Annotated in this window: 25 protein-coding genes; 17 read left to right on the forward strand and 8 right to left on the reverse strand. The window is 63.8% G+C overall.

Features of this window, described 5'->3' with window-relative positions; genetic code table 11:
- Nucleotides 1–71: 71 nt before the first annotated feature.
- A complete protein-coding gene (locus AB0H22_RS07740; RefSeq protein ID WP_358145813.1) occupies nt 72–1,169 on the reverse strand; it encodes an LLM class flavin-dependent oxidoreductase in 1,098 nt (365 codons plus the stop codon).
- 51 nt (nt 1,170–1,220) lie between these two features.
- On the opposite strand from AB0H22_RS07740, the gene AB0H22_RS07745 reads away from it, so the two are divergent.
- A complete protein-coding gene (locus AB0H22_RS07745) occupies nt 1,221–1,898 on the forward strand; it encodes a VOC family protein (protein ID WP_358145815.1) in 678 nt (225 codons plus the stop codon).
- A 41-nt stretch (nt 1,899–1,939) separates the two neighbouring features.
- The gene (locus AB0H22_RS07750; protein ID WP_358145817.1) at nt 1,940–2,821 is read left to right on the forward strand and encodes an AIM24 family protein; all 882 of its coding nucleotides are present in this window, start codon (nt 1,940–1,942) and stop codon (nt 2,819–2,821) included.
- Here AB0H22_RS07750 and AB0H22_RS07755 read toward each other — a convergent pair.
- Nucleotides 2,818–3,672 (reverse strand): helix-turn-helix domain-containing protein, encoded by an 855-nt coding sequence (locus tag AB0H22_RS07755; RefSeq protein ID WP_358145819.1) that lies wholly within the window; start codon nt 3,670–3,672, stop codon nt 2,818–2,820. The two genes, AB0H22_RS07750 and AB0H22_RS07755, sit on opposite strands and share 4 nt — an antisense overlap.
- A 92-nt stretch (nt 3,673–3,764) precedes the next feature.
- Here AB0H22_RS07755 and AB0H22_RS07760 point away from each other — a divergent pair, with 92 nt between their 5' ends.
- Together AB0H22_RS07760 and AB0H22_RS07765 are read left to right on the forward strand one after the other, a co-directional pair.
- Entirely contained in the window at nt 3,765–4,556 is a 792-nt protein-coding gene (locus tag AB0H22_RS07760) for an SDR family oxidoreductase (protein ID WP_358145821.1), read from the forward strand.
- Nucleotides 4,553–5,626, forward strand: a complete 1,074-nt coding sequence (locus AB0H22_RS07765; protein ID WP_358145823.1) for a diacylglycerol kinase — start codon at nt 4,553–4,555, stop codon at nt 5,624–5,626. The genes AB0H22_RS07760 and AB0H22_RS07765 overlap by 4 nt, the downstream gene beginning before the upstream one ends.
- Nucleotides 5,627–5,651: 25 nt before the next feature.
- Here the strand turns inward: AB0H22_RS07765 and AB0H22_RS07770 are convergent, their stop codons facing one another.
- Entirely contained in the window at nt 5,652–6,227 is a 576-nt protein-coding gene (locus AB0H22_RS07770) for a TetR/AcrR family transcriptional regulator (protein WP_180749393.1), read from the reverse strand.
- A 120-nt stretch (nt 6,228–6,347) separates the two neighbouring features.
- Here AB0H22_RS07770 and AB0H22_RS07775 point away from each other — a divergent pair, with 120 nt between their 5' ends.
- From AB0H22_RS07775 to AB0H22_RS07795, 5 genes are all read left to right on the forward strand, one after another.
- Nucleotides 6,348–7,601 (forward strand): NADH:flavin oxidoreductase/NADH oxidase family protein, encoded by a 1,254-nt coding sequence (locus tag AB0H22_RS07775; protein WP_180749394.1) that lies wholly within the window; start codon nt 6,348–6,350, stop codon nt 7,599–7,601.
- Entirely contained in the window at nt 7,598–8,014 is a 417-nt protein-coding gene (locus AB0H22_RS07780; RefSeq protein WP_180749395.1) for a nitroreductase family deazaflavin-dependent oxidoreductase, read from the forward strand. The genes AB0H22_RS07775 and AB0H22_RS07780 overlap by 4 nt, the downstream gene beginning before the upstream one ends.
- Before the next feature lie 48 nt (nt 8,015–8,062).
- Nucleotides 8,063–9,010, forward strand: coding sequence for an oxygenase MpaB family protein (locus tag AB0H22_RS07785; protein WP_180749396.1), 948 nt, complete (start codon nt 8,063–8,065; stop codon nt 9,008–9,010).
- Between the two features lie 11 nt (nt 9,011–9,021).
- Nucleotides 9,022–9,621 (forward strand): helix-turn-helix domain-containing protein, encoded by a 600-nt coding sequence (locus AB0H22_RS07790; RefSeq protein WP_180749397.1) that lies wholly within the window; start codon nt 9,022–9,024, stop codon nt 9,619–9,621.
- Between the two features lie 74 nt (nt 9,622–9,695).
- The gene (locus AB0H22_RS07795) at nt 9,696–10,325 is read left to right on the forward strand and encodes a TetR/AcrR family transcriptional regulator (protein WP_358146152.1); all 630 of its coding nucleotides are present in this window, start codon (nt 9,696–9,698) and stop codon (nt 10,323–10,325) included.
- Here the strand turns inward: AB0H22_RS07795 and AB0H22_RS07800 are convergent.
- The 3 genes from AB0H22_RS07800 to AB0H22_RS07810 all read right to left on the reverse strand — a co-directional run bounded on the left by AB0H22_RS07800 (nt 10,322) and on the right by AB0H22_RS07810 (nt 13,113).
- Nucleotides 10,322–10,879, reverse strand: a complete 558-nt coding sequence (locus AB0H22_RS07800) for an SRPBCC family protein (protein WP_180749398.1) — start codon at nt 10,877–10,879, stop codon at nt 10,322–10,324. The genes AB0H22_RS07795 and AB0H22_RS07800 overlap by 4 nt on opposite strands.
- Nucleotides 10,880–11,014: 135 nt before the next feature.
- On the reverse strand, nt 11,015–11,917 hold the full coding sequence (locus tag AB0H22_RS07805) for a hydroxymethylglutaryl-CoA lyase (RefSeq protein ID WP_358145828.1): 903 nt from the start codon (nt 11,915–11,917) through the stop codon (nt 11,015–11,017).
- Nucleotides 11,914–13,113 carry a CoA transferase gene (locus AB0H22_RS07810; protein ID WP_180749400.1) on the reverse strand — a complete coding sequence of 400 codons (1,200 nt, stop codon included), beginning with the start codon at nt 13,111–13,113 and terminating at the stop codon, nt 11,914–11,916. Before AB0H22_RS07810 ends, AB0H22_RS07805 begins: the two co-directional genes overlap by 4 nt.
- 121 nt (nt 13,114–13,234) lie before the next feature.
- Between AB0H22_RS07810 and AB0H22_RS07815 the strand changes: the two genes are divergently transcribed.
- The 5 genes from AB0H22_RS07815 (at nt 13,235) to AB0H22_RS07835 (ending at nt 16,358) form a co-directional block, all read left to right on the forward strand.
- Nucleotides 13,235–13,780: a sigma-70 family RNA polymerase sigma factor gene (locus AB0H22_RS07815; RefSeq protein ID WP_358145830.1), complete on the forward strand. Its 546-nt coding sequence runs from the start codon at nt 13,235–13,237 to the stop codon at nt 13,778–13,780.
- Entirely contained in the window at nt 13,777–14,472 is a 696-nt protein-coding gene (locus AB0H22_RS07820; RefSeq protein WP_358145832.1) for a Rieske (2Fe-2S) protein, read from the forward strand. Before AB0H22_RS07815 ends, AB0H22_RS07820 begins: the two co-directional genes overlap by 4 nt.
- Nucleotides 14,473–14,734: 262 nt before the next feature.
- Entirely contained in the window at nt 14,735–15,022 is a 288-nt protein-coding gene (locus tag AB0H22_RS07825; protein WP_358146154.1) for a cupredoxin family copper-binding protein, read from the forward strand.
- Entirely contained in the window at nt 15,019–15,951 is a 933-nt protein-coding gene (locus tag AB0H22_RS07830; RefSeq protein ID WP_180749403.1) for a metallophosphoesterase, read from the forward strand. The genes AB0H22_RS07825 and AB0H22_RS07830 overlap by 4 nt, the downstream gene beginning before the upstream one ends.
- Nucleotides 15,948–16,358 carry a hypothetical protein gene (locus tag AB0H22_RS07835; protein WP_358145834.1) on the forward strand — a complete coding sequence of 137 codons (411 nt, stop codon included), beginning with the start codon at nt 15,948–15,950 and terminating at the stop codon, nt 16,356–16,358. The genes AB0H22_RS07830 and AB0H22_RS07835 overlap by 4 nt, the downstream gene beginning before the upstream one ends.
- Here the strand turns inward: AB0H22_RS07835 and AB0H22_RS07840 are convergent, their stop codons facing one another.
- Nucleotides 16,359–17,132: an SDR family oxidoreductase gene (locus AB0H22_RS07840; protein ID WP_180749405.1), complete on the reverse strand. Its 774-nt coding sequence runs from the start codon at nt 17,130–17,132 to the stop codon at nt 16,359–16,361.
- Nucleotides 17,133–17,281: 149 nt separating this feature from the next.
- Between AB0H22_RS07840 and AB0H22_RS07845 the strand changes: the two genes are divergently transcribed.
- The 3 genes from AB0H22_RS07845 to AB0H22_RS07855 are packed head-to-tail and all read left to right on the forward strand — an operon-like array spanning nt 17,282 to nt 19,374.
- Nucleotides 17,282–18,286 (forward strand): LysR family transcriptional regulator, encoded by a 1,005-nt coding sequence (locus tag AB0H22_RS07845; protein WP_358145836.1) that lies wholly within the window; start codon nt 17,282–17,284, stop codon nt 18,284–18,286.
- Nucleotides 18,276–18,908, forward strand: coding sequence for a phosphoribosyltransferase (locus AB0H22_RS07850; protein WP_358145838.1), 633 nt, complete (start codon nt 18,276–18,278; stop codon nt 18,906–18,908). The genes AB0H22_RS07845 and AB0H22_RS07850 overlap by 11 nt, the downstream gene beginning before the upstream one ends.
- A gap of 25 nt (nt 18,909–18,933) precedes the next feature.
- Nucleotides 18,934–19,374, forward strand: a complete 441-nt coding sequence (locus AB0H22_RS07855) for a hypothetical protein (RefSeq protein WP_358145840.1) — start codon at nt 18,934–18,936, stop codon at nt 19,372–19,374.
- Between the two features lie 4 nt (nt 19,375–19,378).
- Here AB0H22_RS07855 and AB0H22_RS07860 read toward each other — a convergent pair whose 3' ends face one another.
- Entirely contained in the window at nt 19,379–20,416 is a 1,038-nt protein-coding gene (locus AB0H22_RS07860; protein ID WP_358145842.1) for an endonuclease/exonuclease/phosphatase family protein, read from the reverse strand.
- Nucleotides 20,417–20,499 lie beyond the last annotated feature (83 nt).

A 20,499-nucleotide genomic window follows, 5' to 3' on the forward strand; every position in this document is an offset into this window, starting at 1 on the left:
CACTATGGCGTGCCAAATCGGATTGCCGCGCAGTCGGCCACAACCGGCGCGCTCTTCGGTGAGGCTTGGGCTCAGGACGCGGTAAATCCCTTGGCCCGCTGCGTGTCCTGCGTACCCCACAGCGTCGACGTAACCTCTGCTCTCACCAGCGGGACAACCTCTTCGGCGAATCGGTGCAGGGTGTCCTTCTGTTCCTCGAAATCGGCCTCGGGACTCAGCGAGATCGATTGGAACTCGTGACCGAAGGCGTCATGCCACTCCACGATCTTCTCGGCCACCCGTTCCGGCGATCCGGCCAGCACCGGCCCCCGATCGGCCGCGTCCTCGATGGATTCGAAGGACGGAAACTTGCCGACGGCCTTCGGATGGTCCTTGAGCTTGGCCATCTGCGCCAGCCTGGCCTCGTAGATCGGCCGGTACTGCGCGATGGCCTGTTCGGTTGTATCTGCCAGATAGAGGCCACCCGATCCTGCGCCCACGTACAGCTGCGCCGGGTCGTGCCCGTTCTCCGCGTAAAGCTCGCGATACCTGTCGATGAGAACCTTGTAGTTCTCCTTGGGCTGCAGGGCATTTGCGGTGACGATCGGGTCACCCCACTTGGCGGCGAGTTCGACGGCGAACGTCGAGGTCGCCGACCCATGCCAGATCCGGAACGGTCCGTCGTACGGCCGGGGCAGCGTGGTGGCGTCGGTAAGCGGATGCCGGTGCACCCCCGTCCAGTCGACGTGTTCCTCACGAAGGAGTCGACGCAATAGCTCGTAGTTCTCCTGCAGGTACTCGTACTGCTTGGCGATATCGAGTCCCATCAACGGGTACTGCCGGTCCTCATTGCCCTTCCCGATGACGATCTCCAGGCGACCGCGGCTCAGCTGGTCGATGGTGGCGAAGTCCTCGGCGGCGCGCACCGGGTCCAGCAGGGACAGCACCGTAACGCCGGTCGATAACAGGATTCGGTCGGTGGCGGCGGCCAGCGCACCCAGCAGCACGGTCGGAGCCGAGGAGAGCACGTCTCCCGCATGCCGTTCCCCGACCGCGAAGGAGTCGAAGCCCAGGCTCTCGGCCAGTACCGCAGTCTCGACCACGCGGTTCAGTCGGTCGGCGGCGGGCGTCAACGCCCCCGTCGTGGGGTTTGGTAGGTAGAAGACAATGTCGAGAAGCTGAAAGCGCACACCACCAGTATGCATAAGCGGACTTCGGTCCGGCAGGGAGGAAATGCTCTGATGATCACCGAACTGGACTCGGTGCTTCTGGACGTTCCAAATCTCGCTGACGCAAAGGCCGCCTACTCGCGGCTGCTCGGCACCGAAACTCCGCACCCCCAGCTCTACCTCGGGCTCCCCGAATGGGCACCGCACCCCGGGATACTGTTTCGTGTCGAGGACCTATCGTCCAATGCTCGGATCCTCGAACGCCGCGGCCTCTCGCTGACTTCTCGCGGAGACCTCGCGACGGGACAGGCCGACGGACTCACCCTGGGATTGACTGAACGACCGGACGCGCCCGCACGGTCAGCCCCCGAGAGCGGCCAGATTGATCACCTGGTGCTGATCTCCCCCAACCGCGACAGGATCATCGCGACGCTGTGCGGACGGCTCGGATTTGACCTGCGTTTGGATCGCTTGCAGCCCTGGGGTGTCCACCAATTGTTCTTCCGGTGCGCGGGCCTGGTGGTTGAGGTTGTACTCCGCACCGACGAGGCAGCCGACCCCGCCGGACCCGACTCGCTGTGGGGAATCGCCTGGCGCACCGCCGATATCGACGCCTCGTATGCCCGTCTGACGGCGGCCGATGTCACGCTCAGCGATATCCGAGACGGCCACAAGCCCGGAACACGGGTTGCCACCGTCAAAGATCCGGGGCTGGCGGTCCCCACAATCCTGATCGAACAACGTTCCTGATCGAACGACGCCCTTAAGCGAACACCGCTAGCTTGGTTGTCATGACGACTCCGAACCCCGGAAGCTGGCAACCCGACCCCGACGGACGATTCGAATTCCGCTGGCATGACGGCCAGCGCTGGACGGATCAAGTCGCACACCAGGGCAAGGTCAGTGCGGCTCCGCTGGGCGGCCCCGCACCGGCCGGGCCACAGGTCACCCAGCAGGCGCCGGCACAACCGGCGGCAGCGGCGCAGGCCGTCGGCGACGGATTCTCCGGCATCACCGGAGAATTGGTGGACGGACGGTTCAGCGAGAACGAGGCCACACCGATCTCCAACCAGAACGCGAAGCTGCTGCGCGTACGGCTCGGCGAGCCGTTCCTGGCACGCCAGGGGTCGATGGTCGCCTACCAGGGCAATGTCGACTTCTCGTTCGAGGGCGGCGGTGCGGCCAAGTTCCTCAAGAAGGCACTGACCGGCGAGGGCCTGCCGCTGATGCGGTGCTCGGGCCAAGGCGATGTGTTCCTTGCCGAGCGCGCCTTCGATGTGCACCTGCTGAATCTGAACAACGCAGGTCTGTCGATCAGCGGTAAGAACGTGTTGGCCTTCTCCGCGGGACTGAACTGGAACATCGAACGGGTAAAGGGCGCCAGCATGGTGACGGGCGGTCTGTTCAACACGACACTGCGTGGCACCGGTTGGGTCGCGTTGACCACCGACGGTCCGCCTGTCGTCCTCAACGCCGCCGAGGCGCCGACCTTCGCCGACACCAATGCGGTGGTGGCCTGGTCGGCGAACCTGCAGACCCAACTCAAGACAAGCTTCAAGGCCGGTGCCCTCATCGGCCGCGGCTCGGGCGAGGCCCTCCAGGTTTCGTTCCAGGGTCAGGGGTTCGTCATCGTGCAACCGTCCGAGGGCGTCCCCGTCGTCACGGCGGGCTAGTTCAACAATTCCGAAAGTTCCCGCGCCCCTCGCGTCAGCGTCGTGATGAGGGCTTCCCGCTCGGCGCGAGTCGCACCGGGCAGCAGCGGGCCCAGCTGAAGTTCATACGTGGCATCGGCACCCTCGAAGATCGGCGCCGCCAGATAACTGATCGGGAGCACATCGTCGGATCCCAGTTCGCCGCGCGAATAGGGACGCGAGGTGAGCCGGGACAGCTGTCGCAGCAGCCGTTCTCGCAGAGCCGCCTCCATCACCTCCGAGCCCACCGAACCGAGCAAGTCCGAGAGCAGGTCAACCATCCCGGTGTCATCGTGATCGGGGCCGTAGACCACGTATCCGCAGTCGGAAACCTGCTGTACGAGGCGCTGACCGGAACGCGCACTCAGTCGACGAGCAGTACCGAGCCACTGTGACCGTTCGTCGGAGGAGCGCCACGGCATGACCGCCGAACCCGCGGGAAATGCCAGCGGAATGGTCTGGCCGACCGCAAATCCGGCGACGGCCCTGCGACCGGCCTGCGCCTTGGCGACGATCGTCAACGTCTTCGCACTGATTCGGCTGACGGTCGCTCCCGCCTGCGCCTCTACCGCGATTCGGGCGAGCATTTCCTGAATCTCCCGAGGCATGGCGGTGTCAACCGCGCGTGGGAGAGCCGATCCAATGCGATACCGAAGCTCATCGTCACGCGCCACCCACCCCGCGACCTCCAGCTCGTTCACCACCGCGGTCGCGGTGGCCCGAGAAATACCAGTGGTCGTGGCGATCTCACTAATCGACTTGGGTTGGGTTGTGGCAGCAAGCATTTCCACGATCTGCACGACGCGAGCAGTCGGCGGTGAGATGGCCGGCATGGGTACTCCCCTCTTGCGCGATGCGAGGTCCAGGTCTACAGTGCATCGACTATTCGCCCCAAGGTAGTCGAATATTCGACACGGAGGTAGAGATGATTCTGGACCGATTCAGGCTCGACGGCAACGTCGCGGTCGTTACCGGGGCGGGCCGCGGACTCGGTGCGGCGATCGCCGTGGCCTTTGCGCAGGCGGGCGCCGATGTGGTCATCGCCTCGCGCACCGAATCCCAGCTGCGGGAGGTCGCCGAGAAGGTGGAGGCGACGGGACGTCAGGCGGAGGTCGTCGTCGCCGACCTCTCCGATACCGAAGCGTCCGCTTCCCTGGCACAGAAGGCCGTCGGCCGGTTCGGGCGACTCGACATCGTCGTCAACAACGTGGGTGGCACCATGCCGAAACCCTTCCTGGACACCACCAATGAGGATCTCGCCGAGGCCTTCTCCTTCAATGTCCTCAACGGGCATGCGCTGGTGCGTGCCGCCGTGCCACACCTACTCAAGTCGGACAACGCGTCGGTCATCAACATCACGTCCACCATGGGCCGCCTACCCGGGCGGGCCTTCCTCGGATACTGCACGGCCAAGGGCGCACTCGCTCACTACACGCGCACCGCGGCAATGGATCTGAGCCCGCGGATTCGTGTCAACGGCATCGCCCCCGGATCCATCCTCACCTCGGCATTGGAAATCGTCGCGAGCAATGACGAAGTGCGTGGGACGTTGGAGAAGAACACCCCCCTGCATCGGTTGGGCGATCCGACCGATATCGCCGCGGCCGCGCTCTATCTCGCATCACCTGCCGGCAGCTTTCTCACCGGCAAGATTCTCGAGGTCGACGGTGGCCTGATCGCCCCCAACCTCGACATCCCGCTTCCGGACCTGTCATGAGCAAGGCACGTGTGGCCGTATGGGGCACAGGCAATGTCGGCCGGCATGCGCTTGCCGGGGTGATCACCGATCCGAACATGGAACTCGTCGGCGTATGGGTTTCCGGACCGGACAAGGCCGGTAAGGATGCGGGCGAGCTCGCCGGGCTCGACATCACCACCGGGGTCACCGCAACCAACGACGCCGCGGAGATCCTCGCGCTCAAGCCCGACTGTGTTGTCTACACGGCGATGACCGACAACCGGTTGATGGAAGCTCTCGAAGACCAGCGCTCGATTCTGGCGGCCGGTATCAATATCGCCGCCAGCGCTCCGGTGTTCCTGCAGTACCCGTGGGGCGTCCTGCCCGAGAACATGCTTGAACCCATTGAAACCGCGGCACGGGAAGGTAATTCGTCGATCTTCGTCGGCGGTATCGATCCCGGATTCGCCAACGATCTGCTGCCGCTCGCGCTGATGGGCACCTGCCAGCGCATCGACGAGGTGCGCTGTATCGAGGTTGTCGACTACGCGACCTATGACAGCGCGACGGTGATGTTCGACGTCATGGGATTCGGCAAGCCGATGGACGAGACGCCGATGCTGCTGCAGCCGGGCGTGTTGTCCCTGGCCTGGGGTTCGGTGGTGCGTCAGCTCGCGAAGGGCCTCGGCATCGAGTTGGACGAAGTCATCGAGATGTACGAAAAGCTATCCGCCCCGGAGGATTTCGAGATCTCCTCGGGACATATCCCGGCCGGCACCATGGCGGCACTACATTTCGAGGTGCGCGGCATGAAGGACGGCAAGGCCGTGACGGTCCTCGAGCATTTCACCCGCCTGCGCGAGGATCTGGCGCCGGACTGGCCTCAGCCCGCACACGAAGGCGGCACCTACCGCGTCGAGATCACCGGGGAGCCCAGCTACATCTTGGATTTGGGCTCGTTCAGCGCGCACGGCGATCATAACTACGCGAACCTGATCGCGACCGCGATGCGTGTGGTCAACGCGGTCCCGGCCGTCGTCGCGGCCGATGCCGGTATCCGCACGACGCTGGATCTACCGCTGATCACGGGAGTGGGCAGGGCGGGCTAGAGCTGCCGGGGCCGGCGAGTGAAGGTTAGGCGGTGGATTCGGACGGGACGTACAACCGCACAAGCTCCGCCAAACGTTGCCCGACATCGTCGAGTGTCTCGGTCGACTGCTCCGCAATCGACATGATCACCGCGCCTTCGATCGCGGCGATCATCGTTCTCGCCAGTGAGCGCGCGGTATCCGCGCCCACCCCGTGGTTCTCCAGCCGTCCGGCAAGAAGCGCCTGCCAATCCCGGAACGCCTCGGCAGCCACCTCGGCTGCCTTAGGCGCCTCGGTGCGCCCCAACACAGCAGCGACGATCGGGCAACCGGCCTGCATCTCGGTCTCGCCGAGTTGCGCCTTCCATAGCTCGATAAACATCTGAATCCCCCGCACCGGGTCAATCCCGTCGCCGGCCGTCTTGATGATGTCCGTGAGCGCTTGTCCCGCGAGACGAGTCGCCTCGGCGACCAGCTCCTGCTTACCGCCCGGGAAGTTCAGGTAGATGGTCCGCCGCGAGACACCGCTGTCCTCGAGCAGCGCGTTGAGACCAGTTCCCGCGACGCCCCTGCGCCGCACCAAACCAGTCACGCTGGTGATCAAGGTGTCACGTGCCGACATCCCGCCTGCCTCCAAACTTGTCAGGTGTTAACTATACCGCTCAGTCTACTCAGACGCCTCCGACGTGGGTAGATAACCGAGATATTGCAGTATACCGATCGGTGTACTACCGTCGTCCGCGTGGTAGACCTACACGATCCCCTTCCCTTGGCCTCAGGCCAGGTTCTGCGCAATCGGCTCATGAAGTCGGCTCTCAGCGAGGGGCTCGGCGATATGTCCCAGGGCCCGGACCATCGGCTCGTCGAGTTGTACCGCCGCTGGGGCACCGGCGGATTCGGCCTCGTCGTGACCGGCAATGTGATGGTCGACCGCAGCCACCTGGGCGAGCCGGGGAACGTGGTCATCGAGGACGACAGGCATCTCGACGGCCTGTCCCGGTGGGCCAAGTCGACCAAGGACGGCGGCGGCCTGATCTGGATGCAGGTCAATCATCCGGGCAGACAAGCCAACCCGCTGGCGACCGCATCCCAGCCGGTGGCGCCGTCTGCCATCAAGATGAACGTCCCTGGGTGGCAGGCGCCCCGCGAGCTCACCGACGACGAGATCGAGAATATCATCGACCGGTACGCCACCACGGCGTCGATAGCCGACGCCGCCGGATTCGACGGTGTGCAAATCCACGGCGCACACGGCTACCTCGTCGCACAGTTCCTGTCGCCGCGCACCAACCAGCGCACCGACCGGTGGGGCGGTGACCCCGAGCGCCGGATGCGCTTCGTTCTCGAAGTTGTCCGGCGCACCCGCGCCGCAGTGAGCCCTGGGTTCTCGGTGGCCATCAAACTCAACTCCGCGGACTTCCAGCGCGGAGGCTTCACCGAGGAAGAGTCGCGCGCAGTCATCGCGGCACTCGCCTCCGAGGAGATCGACCTGATCGAAATCAGCGGCGGTACTTACGAATCCCCGGCTATGGAGGGCCGCCCGCTGGTGACATCGGCGTCGACCCAGGCCCGTGAGGCCTACTTCCTGGAGTACGCCCGCACTGCCCGCGAGGCCGCCGCCGATGTGCCACTGGCAGTGACGGGAGGGTTCCGCACAGGAACCGCCATGTCAGAAGCCGTCCAATCGCGTGATTGCGATGTCGTGGGACTCGGGCGTCCCACCACCGTCAACCCGGAGTCCGCCGACCGCCTGCTCACCGCGCGTCAGAACACGCTCACCGTCCCAGATGCGTCCCTCCCGATGCCGGCATGGCTGGCGAGAACCGGCAGGGCGAAGTCATTCCTCAGCGCACTGGAACTCCAGTGGCATAACACCCAACTGCACCGCCTGGGTGCGGGCACAGACCCCGATCCCACCGTCGGCCCCTGGATCACCGCGCTGCGGCTCCTTAAGAACAATGGTGTCGACGCCTTTCGTAGAAGGAGAAGTTCATGACGGACAAGACGCTGCGCAAGTTTCGCCGGGAGCGCGCCATGGGGCGATACCTGCTGAATCCCGCTGTCGCTGCCCTGACGAAGCTCGGCCTGCGCACGGCGCTGGCCTCCGAGCTGGAGACCACGGGCCGCAAGACCGGGCAATTGCGACGGGTCCCCGTCTCGGTCCAGTTCGATGCGACCGGTGCCTGGGTCATCAGCCAGCACGGCACCCGCTCGGGCTGGGGCAGCAATATCGCCGCAAACCCGAATGTCCGGCTGAAGCAGGGAAAACGGTGGCGCACCGGCATAGCCCAATTCCGACCCGATGACGATGTCGTCGCGCGGGGCCGCAAGTTTGGGGCGGTCGGCGCACGCGTCGTCAAGGCACTGGAGACGACACCCGTCTCGGTGCGCATCGACTTCACCGACTGAGCCTTGGCACAGTTGCGCACTTTTGTGCCATTGAGCTAGTCTGGCGTTATGGTCGATCAGAGCGCCATCACTCGCCCCGTCAGCCTGGACGAAGGACTACGCGAGGCAATCCCCATGCCCGTCGACGATGGAGCGGACCCGTCCGTCGAGACACCCCGACTGGGCGCGGATTCGCTGGTTTGGAAGTTCTACGGCGATATCCGGGGGGTCCTGGGTTTCCAGCGGCTGGCCGGCACCGAGAATTGCATCGAGCAGCTGGGCAAGGCCGTCGAAGACCACTCGGTGATCTTCAGTGACACCCTCGGCCGGGCCCGCCGTTCCGGCCCGCCCATCATGAAAACGGTCTACTCCGCGGACCCACAAAAGTGGGGTCGGACGGTGCGGGATTTCCACAAGCCCATCAGTGGGACTATCAGCGACGGCACGCGCTACCACGCCCTCAACCCCGAGCTCTTCTACTGGGCGCATGCGACATTCGTCGATCAGGTGCTGTACATCACCGATACGTTCGTCCGCCGGCTGTCCTACGAGGAGAAGGTGGAGATCTTCGAGGAGAGCAAGGTCTGGTACCGCCTCTACGGCGTCAGCGCCCGCAACCAGCCACAGACCTACGACGAGTTCGTCACCTACATGGAGGGCATGTTCGACCGGTTCGTGCCGACCAAGACCATCCTCTACGCGACGGGCTACATCCGGCAGGGCGTGCCCGGGCCCAAGCAGATTCCGGCACCGATGTGGCGGGTGTTGTCTGCCCCGCTGAACGCCTTCATCCGGACGGTGATCGTCGGAACGCTCCCGCCACAGATGCAGGCCGTCTGCCGCCTGGAGTGGAACGACAAGAAGGAACGCAGTTTTCAGCGTTTCGCCAAGGTCATGCGTGCGTTGAACCCGGTGTTCAACAAGCTGCCGGTACGCGCCCTGTACCTGCCGTGGGCCGCGGAGGCCTGGAAGCGTGAGGGAGTGGACCCCCGCCCGCTGCACAACCGGGCGGCATAGAACACACACCGATGAGCAGCTTGCGCGAGGAGGCGAATACTCAGGGGGTGACAAGCGCCCCGCCCGCCGACGCCGTGCTGGATGCCGCGCGCACCGAGTTCGAACGACACGGCATGCGCCGCGCCAATATGGACGCCATCGCACGCCGCGCCGGGGTGAGCCGACGGACCCTCTACCGCCGCTTCCCCACCAAGGAGGCGCTCTTCGAGCATCTCATCGAAACCGAGAGCCTCGGGATCTTCACCCAGCTGGCTCCTGCCGCACAGGGCCAGGACGCCGCGGGCGCCATCGTCGAATGCTTCACGCTGGCCATGCGGCTTATCACCGAAAGTCAGCTGGCCAGCACCATCATCGAGAACGAACCCGAGCTGGTCATCGGGCTCAACACACCCTCGGGCGAGAAGGCCATCGACCGCGCCAGCGCGCTGGTCGCCTCGACCCTTCGGTACAGCGGTGCGACAATGCCCGACGATGCGGCGCTCGCGGTCTCGGAAATCCTTGTGCGCCTGGTCGGTTCACTGCTCACCAACCGTGCGGGCGTCCTCGATATCACCGATACCGCGGCGGTGCGGCGATATGCACAGACCTACCTCGCCCGATTGGTCTGGTAAGGAACAATCTCTGTTCAGAAACTGACTTCCGGTCGGCTTCTGACTAAACTGCCTGCATGGCTACCCGGCGGCAGATGTACGCAGAACAGACCCGTTCGGACCTCCTGGACTCCGCACGCCGGCATTTCACCACCACCGGATACAACAACGTGACCGTCGACGACATCGTCAGCAGCATCGAAGTCAGTAAGGGCACGTTCTACTACCACTTCTCCGATAAACAGGCGATGTTCACCGCGCTGCTCACCGAATGCCTGACCGAGACCGCCGACACCGTCACCACCGCCATCCACCGCCTGGACAGGCCGGGAGCCAACGGCCCGCAAGTCGCCGCCGCCTCCGCCTGGGTCTACTTGTCACGATCGCTCAACGACAGTACGTACCGGGAACTCATGCGCCAGGCGCCGATGGTCCTGGGCGAGGAGACCTACCGCCATATCGACGAAACGATCGTGCTGCCACCGATGGTCAAACTCATGGAAGCGCTGGAACAACGCGGTGAACTCAAAGCCGGGGTGCATACATCGATGGCTGCACGGATGCTCATGACGATCTTCGTCGCGGCCAACAGCGTCATCGCCGAATCCGAGGATCCCGCGGTCACGATGGTCGAGGTCGCCGACACCATCGCCACCATGTTCAGCGGCCTGGTTACAGGGCCTGTACTCCTTGCGAATGAGGTGGTTGCGGCGGGTTCGCGTTAGCGGATCGCTTGGAGCATCACGGTCCGCAGGAACGGCCGCGCGATAAATGCCATCCACCGCAGCGGGATCCATGCGCACCACCGTGGAGTGATGGCAATGGTCCACCGCACTAGCACCTGATTCCCTTCGGGGGCTAGCTCCCAGCGCTGAGCGAACGACTTGATAAAGATGGGCGGCAATGAGGCACCCGTCCCCATCGCCACCAATTCGCGGCCTTCCTCACTGCGCACGACCTTCTCGGAGAACGCGAGCACGGGAGTCCGGGTTGCCAGCCGATCTCCCGAACGCTGTGGGCAGGACACGAACGGGATGACCCCCAGGTATCCACCCTCTTCCACCTGATTCCACACCCGCTCGATGGGACCGGGTACGCCGACCTCAGCGGTCACGGCGAAGGGAGCCGTCTCTTCGAAATAATTCGGGCCGGTCGCCGTCAGCTCATATCGCCGGGGACCTTTATCGCTGTAGGACAGCACATATAGCGCCGCCACCGTAAGTAGGCCGCCGAGGATCATCAGACCCACCGCTGTCCCAATCCATAGGTGTGTGGACATATTCCTCCTTGAATATCACCCAAACACGCAGGCCCAACCCGTTACTAAACAAAAGTCCAGCAACTGACCTGTGGTCGGTCGAATGCTAGTCCACCACCCGACCGTTGAGAATGGCCTGCGGAGAATTCTTTCTGGCTATCCAGACAGCCGATCTCCCGCGCGCAGCAAGGCGCTGGGAATCTCATGCCCCACCACCGCTTGCACGAGCCGCGCGGCATCGATCGCAGCAGATAGATCGACATCCACGCCGATTCCACTGTCCCGCAACAGGTACACCAGATCCTCGGTGGCGATGTTGCCGGTCGCACCGGGCGCAAAGGGACAGCCGCCAAGCCCGCCGATCGAGGAATCCAGCCGCGTCACCCCGGCCTGCACGGCGGCGTATGCGCTGGCCAGGCCCGATCCCCGAGTGTTGTGGAAGTGCGCACCCAACGGTGCGCCGTCGACTATGGGCCACACCGCAGCAACAAGATTCGCCACCCGGCGCGGAGTCGTGGTGCCGATGGTATCGGCCAGGGCAAAGCGATCGACGCCCCAATCGCGGGCCTGACCCAGGATTTCGAGCACTTGATGTTCGGGGGTGGGGCCGTCGAACGGGCAGTCCCACGAGCAGGCCACGATGACCTCCACGGTCGCACCCACATCATGCGCGAGTGCGACGATTTCCTCAATGCGGGCGGTGGCCTCCGCACTGGTGCTGCCGACATTGGCGCGGCTGTGGCCGTCGGCCGCCGAAACGACGTACTCGATTGAAGTCAGCCCCGCGGCAATGGCACGTTTGGCGCCATTGGGACTGGCAACGAGCGCGGAGAACTCGATATCCGGGTAGTTGCCCAGCTCGGCCGCTAATTCGGCGGCGTCGGCGAGCGCCGGCAGCTTGGAGGGTGACACGAACGCGGTGGCCTCCACCTCACGTACCCCCGTCGCCGCGATCGCGTCCAGCAGTTTCAGCTTGTCCGCCAACGGAATCGGCGCCTCAAGCTGCAGACCGTCGCGCAGCAGCACCTCTCGAATGGTGACATGGGCGGGCAGACTCACAGCACCCCCTCGGCGCGAAGGCTCTCGATATCCGCGGCGCTCCTACCTAGCAGCCCCACGTAGACCTCCTCGTTGTGCTGTCCGGGCCGCGCCGGGCCCGCGTTCCGGACGCTGCCCGGCGACTCCGAGAGCACCGGGACCACACCCGGTCCCAGCACCGACCGACCGAGTCGTTCGTCGAAATGCTCGACGAGCATCTCCCGCGCCTTGAGCTGGGGGTCCTGGACCACGTCGGCGACTGTGTTGATGGGACCGGCGATCACTCCGGCGGCACTGAGCACCTCGATGATGTCGGCAGGCTTTCGCTGCAGCGCCCAGTCGGCGATGATCGCGTCGAGCTCGTCCTGATTGCGTCCGCGGGCAACATGATTCACGAATCGCTCATCGGAGCTCAGCTCTGATTGTTCCATTGCCTCGCACAACCTACGGAACACCGTGTCCTGGTTGGCGGCGATCACCACCCAGCTGCCATCGGCTGCCTGGTAGATGTTCGACGGGGCAATCCCCTCCAGCCGGGTACCCGACGGGCCCCGTACCACCCCACCCACGTCGTAGTCCGGGATGGTGGATTCCTGTACTGCTAAACAACTTTCGGTCAATGCCGCGTCGACCACCTGCCCGGTTCCGGTGACAGTCCGCCGGTAGAGAGCGGCCAAGGCGCCCTGTGCTGCGAACATCCCGGCCAGGGTGTCACCGATCGAGAGTGCCATCCGCGGCGGCGGTCCGCCGGGGAAGCCGTTGAGATGTCGTAGGCCGCTGGCGGCCTCCGCGACCGATGCGTACCCCGCTTTATGCGCATCAGGACCGGTCTGTCCGTAGCCGGAGACCCGAACCAGGATGATGCCCTTGTTGCGCTGAGTCAGTACGTCGTAGCCCAGCCCCCATTTCTCCAGGGTGCCGGGCCGAAAGTTCTCGACGATCACATCCGACTTCTCGACGAGATCAAGGAATAGCCCGCGCCCGGCCTCGGTACGCAGATCCAACGTGATGGCCTTCTTATTGCGGGCATGCACCGTCCAGAACACATGGTGCCCGTCAACCTCGGCCTGCCCCCACGTGCGCAACGGGTCCGGCGAGCCGGGCGGCTCGATCTTGAGCACCTCGGCGCCCATATCCCCCAGTAGCCGACCCGCAAAAGGCCCAGCGATCAGGGTGCCCAGTTCCAGCACCCTGATCCCGTCGAGAGCACCCGTCATCCCCGTGACGCTACCCCGAACCAAACAGCCACCGACATCGTGTAACCACCGGCACTACTTCTCTAGGGGCGGATCTCCGCCTGCCTTGTGAGGGACGTTTCGGACGGGACAACCGACGGTGATGACGCAACGTGATCCCACCGCCCGGCGCGGCTTACGAGCCGTTCCGGATGGAAGCGACCACTATGCGGACTGGCAGTCCGTGTATGAGGACAATGCCGTCTGGGTTTACCGCACCATCTTCGCGCGGGTGGGCAACAAGCCGGATGCCGAGGATCTGACGGCCGAGGTGTTTCTTGCCGCGCTGCGCCCGCTGCGCCTCACCGCGACGAAGCCCGAGGTGCGGGCCTATCTGCGGGCGGCGGCACGCACGGTGCTTGCGGCGCACTGGCGCGAAACCCTGGGCCGCGAGATCACCTCGATCGACGATGTCGCCGACCGACCGCCGGACATCGAGGAATCCATCAGCGCCGCACCGCAACACGTGAAGGCGGTCTTGAACGCATTGCCGGACAACTATCGTCGAATTCTGGAACTCCGGTTCCTGCAAAGCTGTTCGATCAAGGAGTCCGCCGCCAAGATGGGTGTCACCGTCGCCAATGCCAAGGTGCTGCAACACCGCGCATTGCGCCTGGCCGCCCAGATCAACGAACAGGACCTGTCATGAATCCGCGTGGGCTGCGCCGCTATGTCGACGACCTGCTCCGAGGTCGACGACCCAAGCCATTCCGCCCCGACGATTTCGAGGCGGCACAGATCCGAACCGCGATCGAGTTGCGCGCGACCCGGCCCGGCGATGATGCTCCCAGCCAGGATTTTCTGGCCGATCTACACGGGCGCCTTGCCGATCAGATGGGCAATGTTCCAGCGTCTTCCGAGCACACGCGGTGGCAGACACCCACCCGCCGGACCGTCCTCGTCGGCACTTCGGCTGCCGCTGCTGCCGCCGCTGTCGCCGTCACCGCCGACCGTCTCATGACCCCGGAACCCGAGACCGACCCCCAGCAGGCGTCGGGCCAGATCGTCCCCAACACCGGAAGTTGGCAGCGCGTCGCCGCCAGCAGTGCGGTCCCCGACGGCGGGGTGCATCCCTTCGACCTCGGATTCGTCAATGGGTTCGTGCGTCGAGTGGGCGGCAAGATCGAGGCGGTATCGGGCGTCTGCACGCACCAGGGATGCAAGCTCTGGTTCGACGGGGCGCACGACCGGCTGCAATGCCCTTGCCACACCACATCGTTCGCCACCGACGGGCGAGTGATTACCCACCAATTGCCCATCGCCCCCAAACCGCTGCCCACATTGGAGGTACGCGAGGCCGACGGTCACATCGAGGTGTTTGCACCCGACCGCCCGGTCTGATCCGGCTGTAACCCCCGCCCCTAATCTCTGTGCGGTGGTTCGCGACTCACCGCGGACTCGGTCATGAAAAGGGGCTCCCATGCTTTTCTTGAGATCTCGATCGCGCTGCGCCGCGTTGGTCGCGGTAGCCGCGATCCCACTGGCGGCATGTTCCGGTGGTGGCAGCGCGCCATCCGATGCGCCGCTGTCGATCACGGTGGCTTCCGATGCCAACGGCACTCCTGGAATGTCCGGGCACAGCATGCCTGCGATATCCGGCAGCATGGCACCACACGGCAGCACCCCGATGGCACCCGCTCCCGCCGGGCCCGCGGTCAACATCGAGAATTTCGCATTCAATCCCACGACGCTGACAGTGCCCGCCGGTACGACCGTCACCTGGACAAACAAGGACGAAGAGCCGCACAACGTGGTGGCCGAGGACGGCACGTTCCGATCACCCGGAATGGACGCTCAGGGCACGTTCTCCTACCAGTTCGCCCGGCCGGGCACGTACCCGTACGTGTGCGGAATCCACCCGTTCATGAAGGCAACGGTGGTAGTGCAATGACCGAGCAACACGGCCGACAAGATATGACGCGGCGGCAGCTGGTCCGCCACACCGCCTGGTTCGGCGCCGCGGTTGCGTTGACCGTGGCTGGCGGAGAAGTGATCTCGCATGTCGCAGGATCGGCCGCCGTGAACACGAGCACCCGCCCCACATTGCGCTTCGCGCAGATCAGCGACAGTCATATCGGGTTCAACGGCACCGCCAACCCCAATGTCGTCGATTCCTTCGGTCACGCGATCAATCAGATCAACAACCTGGGCTACACCCCGGATTTCGTCATCCACACGGGCGATCTCACGCATCTGGCCACCGATGAGCAGTTCGATCAGGTCAAGCAGATGATGTCGGGGCTCGGCACCCCGCACGTGTTCACTGTTCCGGGGGAACACGATTCGGTCGACGATGCCGGACAGAAGTACCGCAGTGTCTTCGGCGGTGGCACCCGCGGCGACGGGTGGTACAGCTTCGATATCGCCGGTGTCCATGTGATCGGGCTGGTGAACACGCTCAATTTGAAGAAGCTCGGACACTTGGGAAACGATCAGCTCGAGTTCGTCGAAAAGGACGTTGCGCCCCTTTCTTCGGACACCCCGATCATCGTGTTCAGCCATATCCCGCTGTTCGCCATGTATCCCGAATGGGGTTGGGGTACCGATGATTCCGCGCAGGCCCTGAGCTACCTGAAGCGGTTTGCGTCGGTGACATGCCTCAACGGTCATGTGCACCAGCTGTTCACCAAAACCGAAGGGAACATCACCTTCCACAGCGGTACGACGACGGCGTATCCCTTACCCAAACCGGGTGATGGTCCCGCTCCGAAACCGATGACGCTGCCAGCCGGCCAGCTGCACGACATCCTCGGCATTCGCGAGGTCAGCTACCTGAAGGGCAGTCAGGCGCTCGCCATCAAGGAGGACAAGCTGCTATGAACATCGTGCTTCGCCTCGGACTGTCCGCGACGCTGGCCGTCAGTGGGTATGTCCACGCCTACCTGTACATGCATGGTTACCAAAACATTCCGACAGTCGGACCCGGCTTCCTGATTCAGGCCAGTGTCTTCATCGCGTTGGCCGTGCTGATCGCGGTCGGCGCACCCGAGTGGATAGTGGCACTCGCCGCGCTGGGTTCAGCCGGTGCGCTGGTGTCGTTCGCGTTATCCCGCACTGTCGGTTTGTTCGGGTTTTCCGAACGTGGTTGGGATCCGGCGCCGTATGCGGTCATCAGCGTGGTGACGGAACTGGCCGCCGTCGCCTTGGCGAGCGTCCTACTCACCAAGCGCGTACGGCGGCCAGCGGCGACCCCGACGTCCCAGACGAGGCCGCTACCGCAACAGTGACTACTTCGTGGTGTAGCCGCCGTTGATCAGGATGGTCTGTCCGGTGATCCACCAGCCGTCGCTGACGAGGAATCGGATGAACGGGGTGATGTCCTCGATATCGGTGAGACCGGTCTTGGAGAATGGCGAAAGTGCGGCCGCGGTCTTGTGGTACGCGACCGCCTCCTCACCTTCGGCCGGGTAGAAAAACGGCGTATCCATGGGACCCGGACCCACCGCGGTCACCGAGATGCCGCGCTCGCCGTACTCCTTTGATGCAGCGCGGGTGAAGTGCTCTACCGGGGCCTTCGTACCGGCGTACGCCGCATAGAAGGGGGTGTACGCGCCCAGCAGCGAGGTCACCAGCGTCACGATCTTGCCGTTGTCGTTGACATGCTTACCCGCCTCCTTGAGGAACAGGAACGCGGACTTGGAGTTCACCGCGCTGGCCGAGTCGTACTCCTCCTCGGTGATCTCGGCGAACGGCTTCTTGATGACCTTGCCGACGGTGTTGATCGCGATATCGGGCCGCCCCACTGCTTCGACCGTATCTGCGAACAGTTTGCTTACCGCTGCTCCCGTAGTCAGGTCGCCCTGGAATGCAACCGCCTTAGCGCCGGCCGCCTCCACCGCGGCCACCGTCTCGTCGGCAGCTTCCTTGCTTGAGGGGCTGTTGTAGTGCACGGCTACGGCGCCGACCCCGTGCTCGGCGAGATCCCGCGCAATGAGTCCGCCCAGATTCTTGCCACCACCAGCGATGAGTACTGTCTTACCATTTAGTGAATGATTCGTCACTCGATTATCTCCCTTTTCACATCCGTGGACTCGCCCTCACGAGTGGGCTCCATGGTTACCCATGTCTCTCCTCGAAATCGTAGGTTTAGATAACACAAGGAAAAACCATATAATTCTTGTATACACACAAATAGGAGTTGTATTTGCAGATGAACGAGGCGAGAGAGAGCAGTTCGCTAGCTGACTTACTGGATTCCCGGCGATTGTTTCAGTTCGTGGTGGCCGCGGAGGCACCCACACTCGCCGCTGCGGCCAGCGAGCTCTTCATCACGCAGCAGGCGCTTTCCTCCGCGATCCGCCAGCTCGAACGCGACCTCGGTGTGGCGCTGTTCTCTCGGGCACAGCGCAGCCTGCAACTGACCGAATCAGGCCGCGAGCTGTACACCGGTGCCAAGCCGCTGCTCGCGGGAATCCGAGTGTTGGCCAACGCAACGCGGAATGCGACACATCCACAACCCGCGTTTGTCATCGCCCACTCCCCGGCAATATCGAGTGACGAGGTCTATCGCCTTGTCGAACCCGCTGTCATCGCCGACCCATCGATGTCAATCACCGTTCGGCAGGTCTTTCCCGATGCCATGCACGACGGCCTGCTCGATGGCTCGCTCGACCTGGCGCTCCGCCGCGGGGTCGATATGCCCGCCGATTTGGCCACCGACACTCTCCTCTATCAGCCGCTCCGTATCGCCGTGGTGCAGTCCCACAGCCTCGCGACCCGTGATCGCATCGACATCACCGAAATCGCCGAGTTTCCCATAGTGGTGTGGGCCCCACCCCGCCATTCGTTCTACACGGACCTGTTGGTTTCACATTGCCGGCGAAGTGGTTTCGAACCACGACTGCTGGTCAATCCGGTGCAGGGCACACCTCCGTACACCGCGGTGCTCGCACACCCAGACCATTGCGCGTTCGTCACCGACGACCCGGGGGACGTTTACCACGGCAACGTACGGGTAGTCGAGATCGTCGATCCCCCATTGGTTCCCGTTCAGGCCGTGTGGCTTCCTCATTCGGTGTCTACCGTCCGCGCCACACTGTTCGAGGCCGTCCAGGACGCAGCTGTTGTCAGCACGCCATCCCGGTTGGAAGATGGAGGCATTCGGAGAAGCACTCCGAGACGGTCCCATGTCACGCATATATCGGATGTTCAGTGATCGCCAGGACGCCGGCCGCGTACTGGCGAGCATCCTTGCGCCCTACACGATGCAGGATGTGGTGGTCCTCGCGTTACCGCGTGGAGGAATACCGGTGGGGCGGGAGATCGCGACAGCCTTGAGAGCCCCCCTTGAGGCGCTAGTCGTGCGCAAGCTCGGGGTCCCCGGACACGAGGAGTACGCGATGGGCGCCATCGCCAGCGGGGGCCAAGTGGTTATCGACGAGAACATCGTGCGCATGATGGGAATCACCCCCGAACAACTCGAAGACGTGGCCACCCACGAGCGCCTCGAGCTCGCCCGTCGTGAGCATGCCTATCGGAATCACTGCCGCACCGAAATCGAAGGTAAGACAGTCATTCTGGTCGACGACGGGATTGCCACCGGTGCGACGATGCGCGTGGCGCTACTGGCGATCAGAAAGAGGGCGCCCGCACGGGTGATAGCGGCTGTTCCCGTCGCGCCACGGTCGGCGTTTGGTCGATTCGATTCCCTTGTCGACGATTTCGTCGTTGCGTCCTCTCCCACCCGATTCCTCGCGGTGGGCGATGCCTACCAGGACTTTCACCAGGTCTCCGACGAGGAGGTACGCGCGCTGTTGTCGCTGCCGATCGCAAAATAGCCTGGCGTGCGCCTACCTTGAGAGCATGCGTGCGGTGGCGATGACGGTCTTGTCCCTTGTTCTGCTTGCGGGTTGCGGCGACCGCGGGCTCGACACACCCACCGCGGCAGCCGATACCCCCGGCGCCACCGCAACCTCAACCCCGTCCGAGAATCCCCCGATGGACGGGGCAACGGTTTTCGAGGACGACCCACGTATCGTCGACAGCCGTCCGGTGCCATTCGACATCTGGAGTCGTTCCCCAGACGGCAATGCGGTGATCGTGCACTTCACCAGCGGTACTCCGCAATGCCATGGTGTGCACGCGACCGTTCACGAGACCGATGACGCGGTGGAGATCGCACTGCGCGGTGGCACGCCGCCAGAAGCCGTCGACAAGATGTGCATCATGATCGCCCTACAGGGCAGTCTGGTCGTGCCACTGGAGAGTCCACTCCGCGATCGGCGAGTGCTGAGCGTGTCCTAAAAGGTCATTTCGCCGGGTCATGTTTGAAGCTCACCCTGACGATGCCGTGGTCCCCAGTACCGGTCTCCCGGTGATTCTCGAAGTTGAGGTGATCGTTGTTGATCAGCAGCCCATCAAAGAGCCACACCCGCTTACGGCTGTGGTCGTAGAACTGCTCGCTAACCAGCACATGGTCGAGAGATTCCCGCAGATCTTGATGCACGTGGGTGTAGTACACGTCGCGCGTGTCCCGGTACTCTTGCAGCGTCTGGGCTGAATAGAGTCCAAAGTCGCTGCCGCCCTGCGAATCTCCGACAAGGTAGCGCGGCTGCGCAGTAAGGATGTTCGCGGTGTTGCTCTCCTTGCCGTCGTTCATATCGCCGAGCACGATGACCGGAGTCTCCGTATCTCGCATGACCCCGTTGAGGAGGATCCGCACGGCCACCGCCTCAGCGGTTCGGCGGATGGTCGAGATCCCGTCACCCAGTGCCTGCTGATGTGGCCGATACGTCGCCGAGGAATTCTTATACCAGGATTCCCTACTGATCTGCGTGGGAAGCTTGGATTTAAGGTGCACCACAAAGACTTCCGTGGCCGGCTCGTCGTCACGTAGCTGGACCTGAAAGTTCAACACGGGCCGCGAAAAGCTCGTGATCGAGACGTCGATGACGGGCGCCTGCGGATCAGCGGGATCATCCCTGGACTCAAGCCGCACGGCCTTCGGGAAGTCGTTGATCCACTTGGGTTTTCCGATGAGCAGGCCCTTGCGCACCAGGGCCGCACAGGTGATCGAGGTTCCGACGGCCGGGGTGGCCAGCACGTCGTACTCGTCGGCCAGTCCCTTCGGATCCACCGCGAGGACGGCCTCCAGAGCGCTCTTACTCCACACCTCCTGCATCCCGATCACGTCGGCGCCAACCGTCCCCAATTGCCATGCCGCCCACTCGGTCTTGCGCTTGAACTCCTCGGGCGTCCACGGCTTGGTCGTCGCGTACAGCTTGGCCTTTGCGTCCTGCAGGTTGTACATATTGAACGTCGCGACACTGAATGTGGTCCGGACCATATCTAGCTCCCTTGAGCGATGCTCCTGTGATCGTCACGATATTCCGAGTATCTCTGGATCGTCACGGTATTCGGAGGATCTCC

Origin of the sequence: Mycobacterium sp. NPDC050853, from assembly GCF_040653875.1 — a bacterium.
Classification (GTDB): Bacteria; Actinomycetota; Actinomycetes; order Mycobacteriales; family Mycobacteriaceae; genus Mycobacterium.